Raw genomic sequence first — 17,957 nt, 5'->3', positions numbered from 1 at the left:
GCCTGTTCGATCCCAAGGAGTGCCTGAACTTCTTCAGTGCCGCAGGATACGCGCCTGATTAAACGCAAACCGCTTTAATATTTTCCTGAAGCGGATTTTTGTGGAACGTGGCCAGCGGCGCGCGCCGCAGTAGGCAAATGCCTCCTACGAACCCGCTCCCGGTTCGGACCGCTTTCAGATTTGACGATGGAGAAGGCGCGACCCAGCGAAGCCAGCGCGCAGGATGTAAGGTGGCAACGACAAGGAGTAGTGCCCGCAATCCAGGTTCAGCACTTTTGGCGTCGCACCGGACCGGTTCAGGGTCTCGATCAACTGGCGCGAAACCTGCGGCAGCACCACTGTGTCTCTCTCGGCCAACACGAGCTGGAGCGCGAGGTCCGACCGAGCCAGTTGACCGGAATAGCTCTCAAGGCTGAGTGGAGCCCAAGCCTTGCGAAGCTCGGATAACTCGACTTTCCCTTCGAGACTTGCTCGGATGTGGCGCGTAGCGCGCCCCGTCCATACCATATCTGCGAGGCTTCCCGCCGTCAGGAGCAACACCGCTTTCCCGATCATCGGCTCGTGGCTCGCTACCAGACCAGCCACCCAGGAGCCCAAGCTCATCCCCAGGACTGAGACCTTCTTGTAGCCAGCATCATTCAGGATGCCGACGATCTTGCGCCCATCCAGTACCGCTTGTCGCATGGACTGGATCGTGCGTCCGAGGTTCGGACTGAGCATGTAATCAGCGTGAGAAGAGCCCGGGCGACTACGCTCCAAGTGATAGGGCATAGCGACCTCGACCACCGTGATCCCTTGCCAAGCGAAGAATTGGGCGAGTTGAGGTTTGCGCGATGGAGCGTTCCAGTGATGGAAGACCACAAGAGCATGGTCCGACGACCTGCCTTGCGTCACCTTTGCCCGAACAGTGTTGTTCTCGACGATGTCGGTCTCAAGGCTCGAAGGAAAGGTTATCCACCCATCCTCCCAAACCACGTCCGATGTGTCCCCATCCCACCCATAGAAGCTCACTGAGTTGGCGACGGCATGATCCGCGTGAGCGCAAAACTCCGCGATGCTGTCCACATTCTGAGCAGCAGAAAACGCGAGATCCGCGTCTAGGGCCAGATCGGTCACTTTTTTGTCTTCGTCGCCGCGCCGTGCGCGGCGCTCATCCCGCTCGTCAAGCCACTTATGTAACATCCCGTGTGCCCCTTGTCGCAACCTGACCGGTGCCAAAACCCGGGTCGAACAAGCCGTAAGTAGCAAGCAGTATCCCAAGGACGAGAAGAACTGAGAAGCCGCTGAATGCGCCCATCGACAGATAGGCCAAGACCTCCAGCACCACGACGACCATCATCTTCACCACAGCAGCGCGGTATGGCCCACTAAGCCCAATTCGAACGAAGCCGTACAAGAACACCGTGCATGTCGAGAGCGCGACTACCAAGCTCGTGTAGTTCGTGGGGGTGGCATAATCGCCCCACCCAATCGTCCCGCTGACACCAGGCATGAGCGAAAGCCCGTCTATCAGCAGCCAATGCGGTACATTTGACGCCGTGGTCGTGACGTACAACGCCTGTAGCTTCATGGTGATCGCGATAAGCAAACCCAGAATCGTACAGCGGAATATTCCCTGCATGATCCTCAGTTCGATTTTGCTGACCCGCGATGGATCACCGCCTACCTTACTGCCTCGCTGGTGCACGATCTCCGAGAAATCGTGCACCAGGGTATAAAGCAGGATGAGGCCCGTGAAGAACAAGTAGAAGCAAATGCACATGTAGAAGTAGGCGAGACCGGTGAATACGATCTGCTGAGACACACCGATCGCGTCCGGGTCCACTAGAGCCAGTGACCCCCAGTCTACTGCATGGTCATCTTCACCAGTCAGTAGGGGAAGTAATCTGATGTCAACCCATTGGAAAATACCGGCAAACCCAATGTTGACCAGAAACGCCGCCCAAAAAGTATAAGAGGATGCGCCGACCTTCCGCTCCCATCCTTTGAGGAGTTCATTCCGGCTTCCCAGACCGGATAGTTCCGCGCGTCCCTCCCGTCGCCAGAACACCAACAAGTCAACGACGAAGGCCAGGAACAGCGGCAGGAAGATAATGAAAAGAATCGTCCAGTTGGGTGCCCAAAGAAACCCCACTTGCTTGATGATGCCATCATCGCGCGTGTACGTGACGCTGCTAATGTCAAGAAACAGGGATAAGAACTGCAAAGAGACTGCCCCGGCGAACACAGTCACCGGGAGGTTCAGGGGCGATCCCTGACTGAAGAGCGCCTCCGAAGCGCGAGCAAGGCTAGTGCGCTCCACCGTGGTCTCGGCTGTTTGGCCTTCCGCCGTCGTCGGATCTGAGGATTCGACAGTTTCGAGGACAACCGGCTGATCGGTATCCCACTGCTGAGGAACGATCTGCTCGTCGTCCTTGTGTCGACGCATCTGACGGCGCTTGGCCGTCAAGCGCGCTTGAGATGCGCTGAGTTCGGCCTGCCAAGCACTCGTCGCCTCAGGATCATCGCATCCGAAGACCCTTGCCAGCCATCGGATATTGTCGGCGCTGATGCCCTTTTCGTTGTCTTGGAACCATAGCTGAACCGTCCGCAGCTCGATGCCAGCGCGATTGGCCTCGAGCTGCGAAATCGCTTCCGCAAGAGCATCAGGTGTCCATGATCCTTGCGGGAAACCCTCGCTGTCGACGGGCCTTCCAGCCCCAGCACTTACAGTGCGCTTGAACAGCGCCTTGAAATCGTGCTCGCCGTCACCCGGTGGAACAAAATATTTTCCGTTTTTAATCAAGGCTCTGCAGGGTTCCGTTTCGTGCTGTTTCGTATGCCTTCGTAGTAGGACGTGATTTAGTTAACGACCGCAACGCATCTAACAGCCATGAGGTGTAGTGACGCCGGGGCAGCCCAACCGCATCGCGACCCTTTGCCAGCGTTCTCGGCTAGCAATTGGAGAATTCTTCCTATAGTAAAATACAGGACCTGTACACGGCTACAGACCATCCTGTTGGACATAGGCTCTCTATCTTTCTAAAAGCACCTAGTAAGACCACAATACAACCTGAGGCAATCCGCGTGAAAAACAGCGTTAACGCAGCGTCAAGCACCGCGCACCGCTCAGGGTCTTTGAGGAAGGGAAGTGAACTGAAGCACCGATCCCTGCACCGTCCTGCAACGGACGAAGATAGGGTTCCGGACCAAGAAGGGCGATGTCGCTAAAGGCGTAGGAGCGCTGACCGGTTAACGCCAGAATTGCTCCAATTTCCTTGACCGGCTACGCTCGGGAACGGACAAGACAAGAATCAAGAGGCAGCAGGACACAACCCCAAAAAGCGAAACCCCCCGCAAGGCGGCGACCAAGCGAGGGGGGCTCTAGAACCAAGGAATTGGCGTTCCTGACGGTCCATCATGAGATGTTGGATTGGTTTTAGTCTCCCCCGACAATCGAGGCAAGAAAAAAGCGCACCCGTGCGAACGGGAAAGCCATGCCTCAGCCGCCTTGTCCCACACGTTTTCGACAGGACAAGAGCAGTGAGAGACCAATCCATACAGAGCCTTGCAAAAGGTCCGGCCTTGCCGGACCGCCAAGCGAACAGTGACACAGTTGCCACGTTGGCCTCACGTCAGCGTGACGGTGAGACGCCACACGAGGTTCGGAAGGCCGTTCTCTTCAAAGCGGCCAGAGACGCGATCTACGTCGGCAAGATCAGAGGGAACCTGAAGAACCTCTTGGATACCCTGATCGGGCACATTCCGAACGATGCGCCCAAGCCCATCTGCCCTGCATCAGCGCAGTTCCTCGGTAATAAACTCGGCTGCAAAGGCCGGACGCTGCGCGACCAGATCGCCAGGCTGGGCAAAGTCGGCATCGTCGAAAACCTCTGCCTCGATAACGGCCGACGCTATGTAGAGCGCGACAGAACCGGCAGAATCATCGACATTGCCGGGATCGACCTCTCCCCCTTGTACGACCAAGCAGATGAGTTGGCCTACGAAGCTGCGCGGAAGCAGGACGCCTATAATGATCGGTTGCAGCTCGGCCGCCAGGTTTCTCGGAAGCGCGGAATCGTCCGGCGGATATTGGGCGCGGAACAGTTGCCCGCAGACCTCGCGTCAATCTGGACCGAACTGCCCCGGCGTCTCGAAGGGCTCGGGATCGAAGCCCTCAGGTTGGTTGTGGATAAGGTCGATCGGATCATTGCCGCAATCAGTCCTAATCGGCAGATTGATGCCGCCCGACCGGCAGATCCAGGCCAGCAATACATTACAGATCAAACAAACTCAGATCCCTGTAATCAGGCGATACCGGCAGGGAAGAAGGAGGAACCGGAGAACCGGCAACCTACCAAACCGGCGACATGCGGCTTGGAGAACGTGAGCCTCCCGCAAGTGCTGCGCGCAGCACCACAGGATTGGCAGGTGGAGATGAACCTCTACGGACAGCCGTCGTGGTATACCTTCGCGGGGGTCGCCTCCGAGCGGGCCAAGAGGTTGGGGATTGACCCGACCGCCTGGGCCATCGCGCAAGGCGCCATCGGTGCGCCCGGCGCCGCCGTCATCGTCATGCTGGGAGATGCCCAGAGCGTCGAACGGGGCGGAAAGGTCCGATCCGTCGGGGGATGGGTCCGGCGGATGGCGGAACGGGCCGAGGACGGCACCGCCCACCTGAACCGAACCCTGTTCGGGTTGCTCAACAAGGAGGCCGAGCCGTGTTGAGGGTCGTGGCCGCCTTGCTCGTCGCGCTTGCCGCCGGCGTCGGATGGCAGTTGACGTCCAACCAGGCCGACACCGAGGACCCCGTCACGGTTTATGAAGGCGTGCCGACCATCCGGGACGGCGACAACGTGAACATCGGCGGCGTGAATATCCGCCTCGTCGGCATCGACGCCTGCGAGCTGGGACAGCCCGCCCGGTGGGCCGGCGCCGAGATCGACTGCAGGACATGGGCGCGGGACAGCTTTCGCGAGCTGGTCGGCCCCCGATCCGTCCGCTGCGAAAGCACCGAGCGCGACGTCTACGATCGGCCGCTGGCGATCTGCTACACCGGCAAGCGGGAGCTGAACCAAGTGCTCGTCCGCAACGGTATCGTGTTCCCCTATGCCCGGGGATCGGATTACGAGGCCGAGGCCTAGGAGGCGCAGAAGGCCGGGCGCGGGATTTGGCTGTTCGAGGATCTGGACGAGCCGTCGGAGTACCGGCGAAGCCAGAGGCAATGACGGCGGTGCTCTAAATCGATCTTCGTCTGCGGATGCGTGGGCCCCACGTAAGCTGGCAGGACCCGGAACCCATCTGCGGTCGGATCACCGCGCGTTTGTCGGCCCCCGTGTATCCGGTTAGGGTCCCCCCGGGGTGTCCGGATCGTCCGTCCATGCCGCTTCGAGCGAATGGAGAACCGACATGGCCGACACGAGTCCCGAGGACAGCGAGAAGGCCCCGACCGGTATCGGCGGGCTCGACGACATTCTTGGCGGCGGTCTTCCGCGCGGGGAGATGCATCTCGTGCGCGGCGGTGCGGGGACGGGGAAGACGACGCTGGGACTGCAGTTCCTGAGGGACGGCGTGGCGCGGGGCGAGACGGTCCTCTTCGTCACGCTGTCGCAGACCGAGCGCGCCTTGCGCAAGATCGCGGCCTCGCACGGGTGGTCGCTCGACGGGGTTCGGATCAGCGAGCAGCGCGGCGCCGGGGGACCGGACGGCGCGGAGGAGCAGACGATCTTCCACACCGCCGTGGTCGAGCTGGGCGAGACGATGTCGGCGCTGACGGCCGAAATCGATCGGGCCGATCCCGACCGCATCGTCATCGACGCCATCAGCACGATCCGGCATCTCGCCGACACGCCACTGCGCTACCATCGTCAGCTTCTGGTGTTGCGTGACTTTCTGGCCCCGCGCCGGGCGACGGTCCTGATCACCGATAGCGGGCAGACGTCGGATACGGCGCTCGATGAACTCGTGCACGGTACGCTCGTGGTCGACCGGAACGCGCACGATTACGGCGATGTCCGGCGCAGCGTGCATCTGGCCAAGATGCGGGGCGTCAGTTTCCACGGCGGCAGCCACAACTTCCGCATCCGGACCGGCGGCCTCGACGTGTTTCCGCGGCTGGAGCCTCAGGCGGACGCGTCGGACGGGACGGACGCGGTGGTCGAGAGCGGGGCGCGGGAGCTCGACGCGCTGCTCGGGGGCGGGCTCGAAGCGGGCACGGCCTGCATGGTCGTCGGCGCGACCGGCACCGGCAAGACCTCGGTTGCGACGCTCTATGCCTACGCGGCCGCCGGACGTGGCGACCGCGCGGCGATCTTCACCTTCGACGAGCGGAGGGAGACCTTCCTGAAGCGCTCCGAGGGCCTCGGCATGGATCTGCGGCCGCTGGTCGAGGCGGGCCTGATCCGCCTCCAGGCGGTCCGCACCGCCGAGCTGGCGCCGACCGAGTTCACCGATCTCGTCCGCAGGGCCGTCGAGGAGGACGGCGCGAAGGTCGTGATGATCGACAGCCTGACCGGCTACTTCCATTCGATGCCGCAGGAGAATGCGCTGATCACACAGATGCACGACCTTCTGTACTTCCTGGGACAGACGGGCGTGCTGTCGCTCCTGATCGTCAACCAGCACGGCATGGTCGGCGAGCGGGTCCGCGGACCGATGGAGGTCAGCTATCTTGCCGACACCGTCATCCTGCTGCGGCACTTCGAGGCCAGCGGCTCGGTCCGAAAGGCGATCTCGGTCCTGAAGAAGCGCTACGGCCCGCACGAGACGACCATTCGCGAGTTGCAGCTCGCTCCCGGCCGGGTCGAGGTGGGCGACCCGATCACCGACTTCACCGGCGTGCTCTCCGGCCGGCCGGAATTTCTCGGGCACGCGACGGACCTGCCGGAGTGAGCCCGACCGGCGACGCGGCGCGGCGGGTCTGGCTGCTCGCCCCGGTGGGCCGGGATGCGCGGCTCGGATGCGCCGCGCTCGGCGAGGCGGGGATCGACTGCCATGCCGGGCGCGCCGTCGCCGACCTCGAGACGGTCTCGCTCGAAGATGTCGGCGCGCTGGTACTGACCGAGGAGGCGCTGACCGGTCCGGCGGTCGCAGTGCTGTCCGAGCGATTGGCGGCACCGCCGGCCTGGTCGAGCCTCGCCGTGATCCTGCTCGTCGATCCCGAACACGCGCGGCGCGCCGGGGCCGCGGCAAGCCGCCTGCGGCCGCTCCTGTCGCGTCCCGGCACGGTGCTGCTGCAGCGGCCGACGCAGGAGGAGACCCTCGTCTCCGTTGTCCGGTCCGCCGTCGCCGACCGGCATCGGCAATTCGAGCTCCGCGACGAGCTCGAGGCCCGCGAGGCGGCGGAGGCGCGCGCGCAAACGCTGGCCCAGGAGATGCAGCATCGGGTGAAGAACACCTACGCGCTGGCCCTGAGCATCGCGCGGCAGAGCTTTCGGGGCGCGGAGACCCTGGCCGACGCCCTCGAGGCCTTCACCGGGCGGCTGGAGGCGATGGTGCGCGCGCAGGACCTGCTGGCCCCGGGTCGGGGCGACGTCGTCGATCTCCGGGAGCTTCTCGACCGGACGCTCGCGCCCCACCGGCCGACCGAAGACCCCGAGCGGATCGCCGGCGACGGCCCGAAGGTCCTGATCCCGCGGGAGAAGGCGACGGCCCTGTCGATGGCGTTCCACGAACTGGCCACGAACGCGGCCAAATACGGCGCTCTATCGACCGGTACCGGACACGTCGATTTGCGATGGACCGTGAATACCGCCGCAGACGGAGACGAGCTGACCCTCGAATGGCGGGAGCGTGGCGGGCCGCCTGTCCAGCCGCCCACGCGCCGGGGGTTCGGCTCCCTCCTCATCAAGCAGGCGCTGTCGCGCGATCTAAACGGTTCGACGGATCTGACCTTCGATCCGTCCGGCGCCGTCTGCACGATCCAGGCCCTGATCCCCGCGACCGGAGGCTGAGACGGCAAAGGAAACGCGCGCTTTCCTCGGAGACCACGTTCTCGATCCCGGCGGCGCCGGGCGCATTCGGCAGCATCCGAAGGTTCTGGCCGTTGGCCTCACCGACCGCGACCTGGCCTATGGCGAGGACGTGGCCCGCGATCCGACGGTGGGCACTCCGGCAGCGAGGTCCTGCTGACTGACCCGGACCAGACGATCCTCGACTTCGCGTAGGTGCTTCACCGCGCAGGCGGTCCTCATCGCACCGCCCTGAGGGAGTTCGGCAGGGATGTGCTGACCGATCCATTCTCGTCCGTAAAACCGCCGCCCGCAGCGGCGTATCTCGAGATCGTCGCCGCGCTCGGGCTTTGTCCGGCCGCGTCGTACGCAAACGTACTCGGGTCCAATCTGGAGCAACTCAAAACCTCGCCTTTGAATTTGCTTGGCGATGACCCAATGGCTCCGTCTTCTGATCTGGCACGTGCATGGCAGCTACCTGTGGTAGCTGTCGCATGTGCCGCACGATATCGTCCCGCTGCCAAGCGCGGGGTGGCCGAAGGATTATCGCAGCCCTTTTGCCCGGCTTCGATCGGTCCGAAAATCTGCACGACGTGCCGGTCGAGGCGTGCGCGACATGCCGTTCGACACCGTGTTCAGGCAGTTGCATTGGAATTGGCGGATCGACTCGGAGGAAATCCTGAGCCCGACGAGGCCGGTGGCGCGGTCACCCATCGGCTGCCGAAGGGGGACCGGCGGATGCATCAGGCCGAGCACACCCGCGCGCTGGTCCGCGCGCACGGCTTCGCGGCGGGCGATGCGGCGATGCGGCTCCCCGTTTCCGACGCGGCGCGCACTGCCGCGCGGGCGCTTGCGGGACCGTCCGGACCGGGTGGCTATCTGCTCATCTCGCTCTGGACCAACGCCGCGGACGCGCTGCTCGCCCGGCCGGTGCGGGCGGGCTCGTGAACGAGGTGTTCCATCCGCCTGCGGCGCTCGCCACATGCATCCTGCGGACCGGCGACCGGGCTGCGACCGTGCGACTGACGGCGCTCGCGCTCGACGGCGCGGAAGGCGCGACCGAGGCGCTGTTCGGTGATGTGGTCGAGCCGCTCTGCGACGGGTTCACGCGGCGGGGAACGCTGATCTGCGAGGGCGTTCTGGCCCAGGTGATCGACTTGGCCCGGCGGCACCCTGACTGCGCGGCGCTTGACGCGGCGCTGACGGAAGAGGGGATCGGCGGTGAGGCCGATCTGCGCGCTCGCGCCGCCTGGGGCCAGCGCGACCCCACCTCGACGGGCACGCCGGACCGGATCGGCCTCATCTCGCGGGGGACGCTCGGCGCGGACCTGGCCATCTCGCTCCCGCTGCTGCGCGGGCTGGCCGCGCGCTGGCCGAAAGCGGAGATCGTGGTGTTCGGCCGCGAGAGCCTTCGCCCCGTCATCGAGGGCTTGAGCGCGCGGTTCGTATCGGTCGGCGACGGGCGGCAGGGCGGGCTTGCCGCGCGGCTCGGCGCCTGGGTCGGGCTGCGCGAGGCAATCGCGGCGGAGGCGGCCGGGGTGGGGCCGGGGCGCTGGCTCCTGATCGATCCCGACACCCGGCTCACGCAGCGAGGCCTGCTCGCGTCCGGCCCGCGCGCGGCTTATTGGCGCCTGCCGAGCCGCAAGGTGGAGGCGGGGTGCCTGGGCCAGATCGCCCGTGACTGGCTCGCCGCCCGGTTCGGCGCCGCCGCGCCGACGACGCCGCTGCCGCTCCGTCTCGCGGACGCTGCCTGGGCGCGACGGCTTCGGAGCGCGATGACAGCCGATGGCCGGCGGCTCGTCGCCGCGGGGTTCGGGTTCGGCGGCAACCCGGCCAAGCGGGTCGGGCCGGAGTTCGAGGCGGGGGCGCTCGCCGCGCTGGTCGCGGACGGGCATCGCGTCCTGCTCGCGCGCGGGGTGGATGGCTCGGCGCGGGCTGCGACGGAGGCGTTCTACGCGGCGCTCGTCGACCGGGGCCTACGGGTGCGCCACCTTCCGGAGGGTCGTCACCTCCGCCCGGGCGCGGAGGCGGATGTGGTGACGTGGCAGGCCGATTCGGGCGCGTTCCTGGCCGTGATCGCGGCCTCGGACGCGCATCTGGGCTACGATTCCGCCGGACAGCACATCGCCGCTGCCCTGGGCGTGCCGACGCTGACGATCTTCGTAACTGCCGCCGGGCTGCGTCACGCCGATCGGTGGCGGCCGACGGGCCCCGGCCCGATCCGCGTCCTGCGGGTCGATCCGGGCGCGACGGGCAGTGCGATCCTCGGGCCCGCCATCGCGGCAATGCGTGCGCTGCTCCGGGGGGGCGCAGCAAGGCTGCTATAACGCACCGGATGCCCGAACTCCGGTCCGGCTTCGCACAACCCGTTCTCCGGGCAACGGGGAACACGATCCCGGATGGGACATGGCCGCTCTCCAGTTCGTCCCGCCGGCGCCTCGACCCCTCTCGCCGCGGATCCCGGTCATCTGCGTGGGTCTCATGACCTGATCCGTGACCTCGGCCTCCTTCATCGTTCTGGCGGGATTCTGGAGGCCTCCCGCTCCAACAGCGACTGCCGCGCCACTGTCGTCCTCAGGCCGGGAGGTCCTGCGCGTCGGCGGGGGCATCTTCGGGGGGCGCGCGGCGCCGCACGAGCGGCGTGACCGTCAGGCCGTGGATCAGGACGGAGAACAGCACGACGAGGCTGGCGAGCGGCTAGGTCTCAGAGAGTCCGGTGCGGTCTTCGGACAGGATAGCCTAGTAGATCGAGGCCACGCCGATCGGACCGAACCATCCCAGCAGGGCGAGGTCGACCCGCCCCGGCACTGACTCGAGCCAGCGGCCCAGCAGCCACCACCACGGCAGACGCCGCAGGAGCCGGTTCTTCACGTAGCCCGCGACAAGGCCGAGGATCAGGACCACGGCGCCGACGATGGTCAGCGCGAGGTTGAACTCCGTCACAGGCCCGTTCACCCGCCGAAAGGCGGGGTCGGCCGGCCGCGCTGGCCGGGGCGGAGGCGGAAGAGGCCGCCTGCATGCGAGTCGCCATCCGCGCGTCCGTGGCACGCCGTGGTGACGTAGAGGACGTCGAGCGCCGGTCCCCCGAAGGTGGGCATCGTCGGATCGTCCACGGGCAGGCGGATCACGCGGTCGAGCGTGCCGTCGGGGGCGTAGCGGTGCAGACGGCCGCCACCGTGAAGGGCGGTCCAGTAATATCCTTCGGCGTCGAAGCAGGCCCCGTCGGGCTGTCCGATCTGTGGGTCGACCCGTGCGAAGACCGACCGATGCCCCAGCGTGCCGGCATCGACATCGAAGGCGATGCGCTCGATGACGTCCTCGTTCGTATGGGCGAGCATGAAGGCGGTGCCGTCCGCGCTCCAGGCGAAGCCGTTCGCGGTGCGCGCCTTCACGTCATGGGTGACGAGGCCGTTCGCGAGCGTGAAGGAGTGAAGCGGGCCGCTCGTCGGTTCCGCATCGATACCGGGCAGAGGGTCGAACATCTCGCCCAGCCAGAGCCGGCCGGCCGGGTCGATGCCGCATTCGTTGAAGCGGTGCGTCCGAGGATCGAAGGGCGGCTCGACCAAGAGCGCCACCTCGTTCGTCCGCAGATCGAGCCGGTGGATTCCGGAGCGCAGCGCGACGATGGCGCCGTCCCCGCCGGGCAGGATCGCGTAGCCGCCCAGATCGTCGGGCACGCGCCAACGTTGCGTCGCGCCGGTTGCATGGTCGGTCCGGCAGAGGACCTTTCCCGAAACGTCCGCCCAATAGAGGGCGCCCTCGGCAGGGGACCAGACCGGGCTCTCCCCGATCAGGGCCTGCGCGTCGACGACCAGCTCCACCTCCGGTTCTTCCATCATGCCCGCCTCAGGTAACCCCGTCGGATCGCACCGGTGTCGAGTTGGACAAGCTCAACGCGGTCCGAACCAGCGCCAGATGGCTCAGCGCCTGCGGAAAGTTTCCGGTCATCCGCCGGGCGTGCGGATCGAACTGCTCCGACAGCAGGCCGACATCGTTGCGGATCGACAGGAAGCGCTCGAACGTCTTGCGGGCGGCGTCGGTCCGGCCCTGGAGCGCCTGACAATCGGCCAGCCAGCAGGAACAGGCGAGAAACGCGTTCGATGCCGCGTCCGACGCATCGTTGCGCCGCACCAGCCCGTCTTCCGCCAGGTCGCCCTCCACCGCGGCGATCGTGCCGGCGATCCGTTCGTCCGATACCGGCAGGAACCCGACCAGCGGCAGCAGGAGCAGGCTCGCGTCCACCCGCTGGCTGCCGTAATGTTGCGTGAAGTGGCCGAGATCCGCGTCGAATCCTTCCCGGCAGATCTCGTCGTGCATCTTCTGCGCTTCCGCCGCCAGGCCGGCCGATTTCCGGCGCGATCCGAGATCGGCTGCTTTCGCGCTCATCCGGGCGCAGCGGTCGACAGCCACCCAGCACATGACCTTGGAATAGACGTAGTGGCGGGGCCGACCGCGCGTCTCCCAGAGGCCCTGGTCGGGCTCGCGCCAGATTTCCGCGACGTGATCCACGATCGCTTCCTCCAGCTTCCCGACCTGCGCGGTGTGGTCCATGCAGGTGCGGGAGGCGAGCCAGAGCGTGTCCATCACCTCGCCGTAGATGTCGAGCTGGAGCTGCGCCGCGGCGGCATTGCCCACCCGGACGGGCGACGACCAGCGAAAGCCCGGCAGCCAGTCCACCTCCCATTCCTCCAGACGCCGTGCGCCGTCGACATGGTAGGCGATGCGCATCTTGTCCGGATCGCCTGCGACCGCGCGCAGCAGCCACGTCGTCCACTCGCGTGCTTCAGCCTCGTAGCCGGCATCGAGCAGCGCCCTCAGGGTGAAGGTCGAATCCCTGAGCCAGGCATAGCGGTAATCCCAGTTCTCCCGGCCGCCGAACACTTCCGGCAGGGAGGTGGACGGCGCCGCCACGATACCGCCGGTCGGGCGATGGATCATCGCCTTCAACGTGATGAGGGAGCGACGCACCGCGTCCGGCCAGTCCGTCGTCCCGTCGAAGCGACCGATCCAGTCCGTCCAGAAAGCGTCCGTCTCCCGAAGGCAGTTCGCCGCATCGATCGGGCCGGGCGGCGCCTCGTGTGCCGCCCCGTAGCGCAATACGAAGGCCAGCTCTGTGCCTTCCGCGACCTCGAACCCGGCACGCACCGTCGCGTCGTCGACGATCAGCTCGACCGGCGCACGCAGCACCGCGAGATGCGGTGCGACCGAGGCTGTCACCGTCCCGTCCCCAGACTGTTCGAGCCACGGGGTGAAAGAGCCGTAATCGAAGCGGAGATCGAGCGTCAGAGCCATCTCCACGACGCCACGCAGACCACGGACGAGGCGCACCAAAGTCGGCGCGGGGTCGCCGTCGCAAGGGCGCATCGGCATGAAATCGGTGACGCGGACGGCGCCCGCTTCGGTTTCGAACTCGGTCTCGAGGATCAGCGTGTCGGCCCGGTATCGTCGTGACGACACGGATCGTTCGGCCGGCGCGATGCGCCAGCGTCCGTGATCGGCCGTTCCCAGGAGTGCCGCGAAGCAGGCATCGGAATCGAAGCGCGGCCAGCAGAGCCAGTCGATCGAGCCGTCCTTCCGTACGAGGGCGGCGGAATGTCCGTCGCCGATCATCGCGTAATCCTCGATCCGCGGGCTCATCGGGCCCGCTCCCGCGCAGGCGGGCGGGCCCGGCGGTCGAGCTCGCCGCGGGCGGCCATGTCGCGGATGCGGTCCGCGGTCCGGCAGGCGATGGCCTGGATCGTGAGGGAGGGATTCACCCCGCCCACGGTCGGAAACACCGAGCCGTCGCAGACCCACAGGTTGTCCACGTCCCAGGACCGGCAATCGGCGTCCACCACGCTGGTGCAGGGATCGTCGCCCATCCGGCAGGTGCCGTTCAGGTGGCAGGTGTCGTTGGTCTGCTCCCAGATGTCGCGGACATCGGCGGCGGCGAGCGCCTCGCCCATGAAGGCGCGGGCATGGGCGTTCTGCGCGCGGTCGTTGTCGCACCAGGAATAGGTCACGCGGGCGATCGGCAGACCGTACTGGTCGGTCTCGTCGGCCAGGGTCACGCCGTTGCGCGCCTGCGGCATGTACTCGCCCACGTTCTTCAGTCCGACCGAATGGTTGTAGTTCTGCATCTCGGCCACGAGCGCATCGCCCCAGAGGTCGTGGCCGGTGGCGAGGGTGGAACTCCAGAGCGTCGGCAATGGACCTTGCGCCATGTAGCACCAGCCGCCGTGATAGTCCTTGCCGTGATCCTCGTAGTTCCAGTGCTCGCTGATCGCGAGCGAGGGCGGGGCCTTGTAGGAGCGGATCTCTTCCGCGCTCGTGCCCCAGACGGCCTGGTTGGCCTGCACGGTGAGGTAGCGTCCGACGAGGCCGGAGGAATTCGCCAGCCCGTCGGGATGGCGTGCGCTGGCCGAATTCAGGAGCAGGCGCGGCGTCTCGATGGCGTAGCCCGCCACGACGACGTTCCGCGCCCTCTGGAACCGCCAGCGCCCCTCGCGGTGATAGCGCACGCCGGTCGCGCGCCCGTCCGCGCCGGTCTCGACCTGACCGACCATCGCGAGGTCGCGAATCTCGGCGCCGGCGGCGAGGGCGCGGACGAGCCAGGTGTTGAGCACGCTCTGCTTGGCGTTGGTCGAGCAGCCCGAGGTGCAGAAGCCGCGATAGACGCAGGGCGGCGCGAGGCCGCGCGGCGCCGAGAGCGTGGCGATCGGCGACTCGGTCCAGGCGATGCCCATGGCCTCCGCCCCGCGCGCGAGTACCCGCGCGGCGGCGTTGAGCTCGTGCGCGCGGTAGGGGTAGCGCGGCCGCTTCGGCCCCCAGGGATAGGTAAGCGGGCCCGAGATCGCCAGCACCCGCTCGACCTCGTCGTAGTACCGCCACATCTCGCGCCAGTCGACCGGCCAGTCGGTGCCGTAGCCGAGCAGAGTGCGGGACTTGAACCATTCCGGTCGGAACCGGAGCGAGACCATCGCAAAGTGGACGGTGGAGCCGCCCACCGACTTGCCCGAGTTGTTGGCGCCGAGCTGGAGCGGGTTCTCGCCGTCGACGATGCGGTCGTCGGTCCAGTAGAGCTTGGACTGGTGCATCTCGTCGGATGCGAAGTCCTCGAGCGGACGCCAGTAGGGGCCGGCATCCATCGCCACGACCGAGAAGCCGTATTCGGCGAGCTTCGCGGCGAGCGTCCCGCCGCCCGCACCGGTGCCGACGATGACGAAGTCGACCGGTTCGTCCTCGCCGTGTTCGCGCATCGGCGTCCAGCCGCCCAGTCGCATCACGTCGGGCGCCCGGCCGTGCCGCGCGCGGGGCTCGTGTTCGGGATCGTCACCGGGCAAGGCGTGGGCCGGATTGTCGGCATGGCGGCGCACCCGGCTCATCGCCCGATCCTTTCGTTGGCGGGACGCGCGTGGCCGTCGCCATGATCCTCGTGCGCCTCCCAAGGGTCCTGGCGGTCGGGGCCGAGCCGGACATAGCCGCGCGGGCTGGCCGGCCCGCCGAAGCCGATCTCGCTCCAGGCCGTGGGATGGGCGTAGTACGATTTCACCACGTCGGGCACGACACGGTCCTGGAAGAACAGGTCGGGCGGCATGTCGCCCCAGGCCAGGTCGTGCAGATCGCCTCGGCGCATCGCCTCGATCAGCTCGTCCTGCGCGGTCGCGGGCAGGGCGGAGAACGGGTGGCCGTGACGGGCGTTCGCCTCGGCCTCGAGCGCGGCGAGCGCGCGCCGCCAGGCCGCGCCCAGGGGTGGGAGCTTGACGTTGCGGTATCCGTCACCCTTGCCGGACCCGGCCTTGGCATCCACCATCGCAGCGAGGGACACGCGGCCCGGACGGTCAGCGGGTTGCGGGACGATCCGGTCGCAGAGGGCCCGCAGGGTCCGCCACTCGGTCGTGTCGAAGAAGCGATGCGCCTCGGGATCGATCGCCAGCCGCTCGTCCACCACGGCGCGGGTCTTTGCGTTCCAGGAGGGCGTATCGCGCTTCGCCGTCACGTCGTAGCCGGGGAAGCGGTCGCGGCGGGGATCAGTCCCGGGCATTGCGCGCCTCCATCATCTCGAGCGCCGCCAGACCGGCGAGCGCCATGCCGGTGAAGCTCGGCGGGGCGGGCAGCGGCGGGCCGCTCTGGATGTTCTGCGACCAGTTCCGCCAGCCGCCCATGTTGCGCGCCACGCCGAAGGCGTGGAAGGCAGAGCCCGCGAAGCCGAGGGCGGCCGTCGCCTCGAGCATGCGGCGCGTCACCGGCATCCGGCCGCGGCCGACGAACGCCGCGCGGGCCAACAGCGCGGCCGTGACCGGCGGCACGGTGACGGGGAGCCACATCAGCGGATTGTGGAAGGCGCCACGGAGATGAAGCAACCACGCCTCCGCCACGGTGCCGCCCAGGCCGAAAGCCGCCCCCGCCGCGAGGGCGGGCCCGGCGGGGCGGCCGAGGAGGCGCGTGTGGTGCGGATCGGCGCCGCGGACATGCTCGGCCGCGGCGCCGACCGTGCCCGCGAGCGTCAGCGCGAAGGGAGCGCCGACCGGCGCGCCGTAGAACAGGTTCTGCCAGGACAGCCCGCCTGGCCGGCGCAGCACGTTCCAGAGGTGGAAGGCGAGCCCCGACACGCCCGTTGCGGCCGAAGCAACCTGCACGGCATGATGCGGAGTCGACCACCGCGCCGGGTCCGAGACTGCGCCGAGCGCGCTTGCCCCGATCTGGATGCCGGAGACGGAGGGCGCGGCGAACATTGCGCGATTATGATACTCGCCGCGGAAGTGCTCGAGCCCGCTATCGGCCATGACCGACAGGCCAAGCAGCGCGGAAGCCTCGTTGAGGCGCCGTGCGGCCCGGTGCGTGCCCGGCTCGCGCCGCGCCGGCCGCCGCCGTGCGGCGAGCCACCACCCGGCAAGACCCGCGCCCAGCCCCGCGGCGATCATGGCCGTCGCGCCGGGCACCGGGATGCGCCGCCGGGCGGGTCGGGAAACGGGAAGACGTTCAGCACGCATAGGCTTCGGCATCCTTCCGCTTGAATCCGAGACCCAGTCCGGGCCGGGACAGATCGGGCGCGATCCGCCCCGCCCGCGGCACGGGCGCGCCCTCGAAGAGCATGCGTTCGATGCGGACATGGTCGTAAAACCACTCGAGATGGCGCAACTCCGGGACCGCGCAGGCTGCGTGCAGGTGCAGCGCGGGCGCGCAATGTCCTGAGAGATCGACATGGAACGCCTCGGCCAGCGCGGCCACGTCGAGGAAGCCGGTGATGCCCGCGCGCGAGGCGTCGCATTGCAGCACGTCGACCGCGCCGTCTTCGAGGAGGTGCCGCGCGTCGTCGAGGTCGTAGACGTATTCGCCCGCCGCCAGGTCGATCGCCGCCGGCATCCGGTCGCGCAGGCGACGGAGACCGGCGCGGTCGTCGCTCGACACCGGCTCCTCGAACCAAGTGACGCCGACATCCGACAGTCGTTCGGCCATCGCAAGCGTTTGACGGACGCTCAGCGCGCCGTTGGCATCGACGAAGAGCTCGGCCGGACCGATCGCCGCGCGGGCGGCGGCGGCGCGCGCCGGGTCGCGGCCGGGATAGGTGCCGATCTTCATCTTCACCCAGCGGCAGCCGTCCTCCTCCACCCAGCCCGCGAGTTGCGTGCGCAGCGTCGCGTCGTCGTAGGTGGTGAAGCCCCCGCTGCCATAGATCGGCACTGCCGCGCGCGCCTGGCCCAGCAGGCGGGCGAGCGGCAGGCCGAGAAGCTTCGCCTTGACGTCCCAGAGCGCGGCGTCCAGCGCCGCGATTGCCGTGGCGGCGAGCCCGGCCCGGCCGAGATTGCGAACGCGGACCCGCATGGCCCGGACGCAGGCCCGCACGTCGAAGGCGTCCATCCCCTCGAGGACCTCCGCGAGCGGCCCCGCGATCAGGGCCGCGTTCGTCGCGTCGGCATAGGTGTAGCCCAGCCCCGTTTCGCCCCCGGCCGAGAGCTCGGCCACGACGAGCGTGGTCGCATCCCAGGCATAGGTGCCGTCCGCCTCGGGCCGGTCGGTCGGAATCCGGTACGCGGTGGCGCGCACCGA

Annotated in this window: 15 protein-coding genes; 6 read left to right on the top strand and 9 right to left on the bottom strand. The window is 67.4% G+C overall.

Annotated features, from left to right (window positions below):
• Positions 1–174: 174 nt before the first annotated feature.
• Together Q1B08_RS15200 and Q1B08_RS15195 are read right to left on the bottom strand one after the other, a co-directional pair.
• Entirely contained in the window at positions 175–1,182 is a 1,008-nt protein-coding gene (locus tag Q1B08_RS15200) for a dienelactone hydrolase-related enzyme (protein ID WP_299820654.1), read from the bottom strand.
• A complete protein-coding gene (locus Q1B08_RS15195; RefSeq protein WP_299820651.1) occupies positions 1,172–2,785 on the bottom strand; it encodes a hypothetical protein in 1,614 nt (537 codons plus the stop codon). The genes Q1B08_RS15200 and Q1B08_RS15195 overlap by 11 nt, the downstream gene beginning before the upstream one ends.
• Positions 2,786–3,522: 737 nt before the next feature.
• On the opposite strand from Q1B08_RS15195, the gene repC reads away from it, so the two are divergent.
• From repC to Q1B08_RS15165, 6 genes are all read left to right on the top strand, one after another.
• Positions 3,523–4,707 carry a replication initiation protein RepC gene (gene repC, locus Q1B08_RS15190; RefSeq protein ID WP_299820648.1) on the top strand — a complete coding sequence of 395 codons (1,185 nt, stop codon included), beginning with the start codon at positions 3,523–3,525 and terminating at the stop codon, positions 4,705–4,707.
• Between the two features lie 5 nt (positions 4,708–4,712).
• The gene (locus Q1B08_RS15185; RefSeq protein ID WP_299820645.1) at positions 4,713–5,123 is read left to right on the top strand and encodes a thermonuclease family protein; all 411 of its coding nucleotides are present in this window, start codon (positions 4,713–4,715) and stop codon (positions 5,121–5,123) included.
• A gap of 265 nt (positions 5,124–5,388) precedes the next feature.
• On the top strand, positions 5,389–6,870 hold the full coding sequence (locus tag Q1B08_RS15180) for an ATPase domain-containing protein (protein WP_299820642.1): 1,482 nt from the start codon (positions 5,389–5,391) through the stop codon (positions 6,868–6,870).
• Positions 6,867–7,931, top strand: coding sequence for a sensor histidine kinase (locus Q1B08_RS15175; protein ID WP_299820639.1), 1,065 nt, complete (start codon positions 6,867–6,869; stop codon positions 7,929–7,931). Before Q1B08_RS15180 ends, Q1B08_RS15175 begins: the two co-directional genes overlap by 4 nt.
• Positions 7,932–8,666: 735 nt before the next feature.
• Positions 8,667–8,876: a hypothetical protein gene (locus Q1B08_RS15170; protein WP_299820636.1), complete on the top strand. Its 210-nt coding sequence runs from the start codon at positions 8,667–8,669 to the stop codon at positions 8,874–8,876.
• Positions 8,873–10,255 carry a hypothetical protein gene (locus Q1B08_RS15165; protein ID WP_299820633.1) on the top strand — a complete coding sequence of 461 codons (1,383 nt, stop codon included), beginning with the start codon at positions 8,873–8,875 and terminating at the stop codon, positions 10,253–10,255. Before Q1B08_RS15170 ends, Q1B08_RS15165 begins: the two co-directional genes overlap by 4 nt.
• Positions 10,256–10,667: 412 nt before the next feature.
• On the opposite strand, the gene Q1B08_RS15160 is transcribed toward Q1B08_RS15165, so the two are convergent.
• Genes Q1B08_RS15160 through Q1B08_RS15130 form a run of 7 tightly spaced genes read right to left on the bottom strand, consistent with a single transcriptional unit; the run spans position 10,668 to position 17,954 of the window.
• Complete coding sequence (locus tag Q1B08_RS15160) at positions 10,668–10,871, bottom strand: hypothetical protein (protein WP_299820630.1); 204 nt, start codon at positions 10,869–10,871, stop codon at positions 10,668–10,670.
• Positions 10,872–10,879: 8 nt separating this feature from the next.
• The gene (locus tag Q1B08_RS15155; RefSeq protein WP_299820627.1) at positions 10,880–11,767 is read right to left on the bottom strand and encodes an SMP-30/gluconolactonase/LRE family protein; all 888 of its coding nucleotides are present in this window, start codon (positions 11,765–11,767) and stop codon (positions 10,880–10,882) included.
• A 7-nt stretch (positions 11,768–11,774) separates the two neighbouring features.
• On the bottom strand, positions 11,775–13,565 hold the full coding sequence (locus tag Q1B08_RS15150; RefSeq protein WP_299820624.1) for a glycoside hydrolase family 15 protein: 1,791 nt from the start codon (positions 13,563–13,565) through the stop codon (positions 11,775–11,777).
• Positions 13,562–15,292, bottom strand: coding sequence for a GMC family oxidoreductase (locus Q1B08_RS15145; RefSeq protein WP_299820621.1), 1,731 nt, complete (start codon positions 15,290–15,292; stop codon positions 13,562–13,564). Before Q1B08_RS15145 ends, Q1B08_RS15150 begins: the two co-directional genes overlap by 4 nt.
• The gene (locus Q1B08_RS15140) at positions 15,289–15,951 is read right to left on the bottom strand and encodes a gluconate 2-dehydrogenase subunit 3 family protein (protein WP_299820618.1); all 663 of its coding nucleotides are present in this window, start codon (positions 15,949–15,951) and stop codon (positions 15,289–15,291) included. Before Q1B08_RS15140 ends, Q1B08_RS15145 begins: the two co-directional genes overlap by 4 nt.
• Positions 15,938–16,900 (bottom strand): hypothetical protein, encoded by a 963-nt coding sequence (locus Q1B08_RS15135; RefSeq protein ID WP_299820615.1) that lies wholly within the window; start codon positions 16,898–16,900, stop codon positions 15,938–15,940. Before Q1B08_RS15135 ends, Q1B08_RS15140 begins: the two co-directional genes overlap by 14 nt.
• Positions 16,890–17,954, bottom strand: a complete 1,065-nt coding sequence (locus Q1B08_RS15130; protein ID WP_299820612.1) for an enolase C-terminal domain-like protein — start codon at positions 17,952–17,954, stop codon at positions 16,890–16,892. Before Q1B08_RS15130 ends, Q1B08_RS15135 begins: the two co-directional genes overlap by 11 nt.
• Between the last annotated feature and the right edge of the window lie 3 nt (positions 17,955–17,957).

The organism is uncultured Jannaschia sp. (assembly GCF_947494025.1).
In the GTDB taxonomy this organism is placed as follows: Bacteria; Pseudomonadota; Alphaproteobacteria; order Rhodobacterales; family Rhodobacteraceae; genus Jannaschia.
The sequence above is the reverse complement of the archived record's forward strand: the minus strand, read 5'-3'. Positions and strand labels throughout refer to the sequence as shown.

Coding starts and splice junctions, on each gene's coding strand:
- Q1B08_RS15145 (WP_299820621.1), bottom strand. CDS start 15,292: ATGAGCCGGGTGCGCCGCCATGCCGACAATCCGGCCCACGCCTTGCCC.
- Q1B08_RS15140 (WP_299820618.1), bottom strand. CDS start 15,951: ATGCCCGGGACTGATCCCCGCCGCGACCGCTTCCCCGGCTACGACGTG.
- Q1B08_RS15180 (WP_299820642.1), top strand. CDS start 5,389: ATGGCCGACACGAGTCCCGAGGACAGCGAGAAGGCCCCGACCGGTATC.
- Q1B08_RS15155 (WP_299820627.1), bottom strand. CDS start 11,767: ATGATGGAAGAACCGGAGGTGGAGCTGGTCGTCGACGCGCAGGCCCTG.
- Q1B08_RS15200 (WP_299820654.1), bottom strand. CDS start 1,182: ATGTTACATAAGTGGCTTGACGAGCGGGATGAGCGCCGCGCACGGCGC.
- Q1B08_RS15135 (WP_299820615.1), bottom strand. CDS start 16,900: ATGCGTGCTGAACGTCTTCCCGTTTCCCGACCCGCCCGGCGGCGCATC.
- Q1B08_RS15170 (WP_299820636.1), top strand. CDS start 8,667: ATGCATCAGGCCGAGCACACCCGCGCGCTGGTCCGCGCGCACGGCTTC.
- Q1B08_RS15150 (WP_299820624.1), bottom strand. CDS start 13,565: ATGAGCCCGCGGATCGAGGATTACGCGATGATCGGCGACGGACATTCC.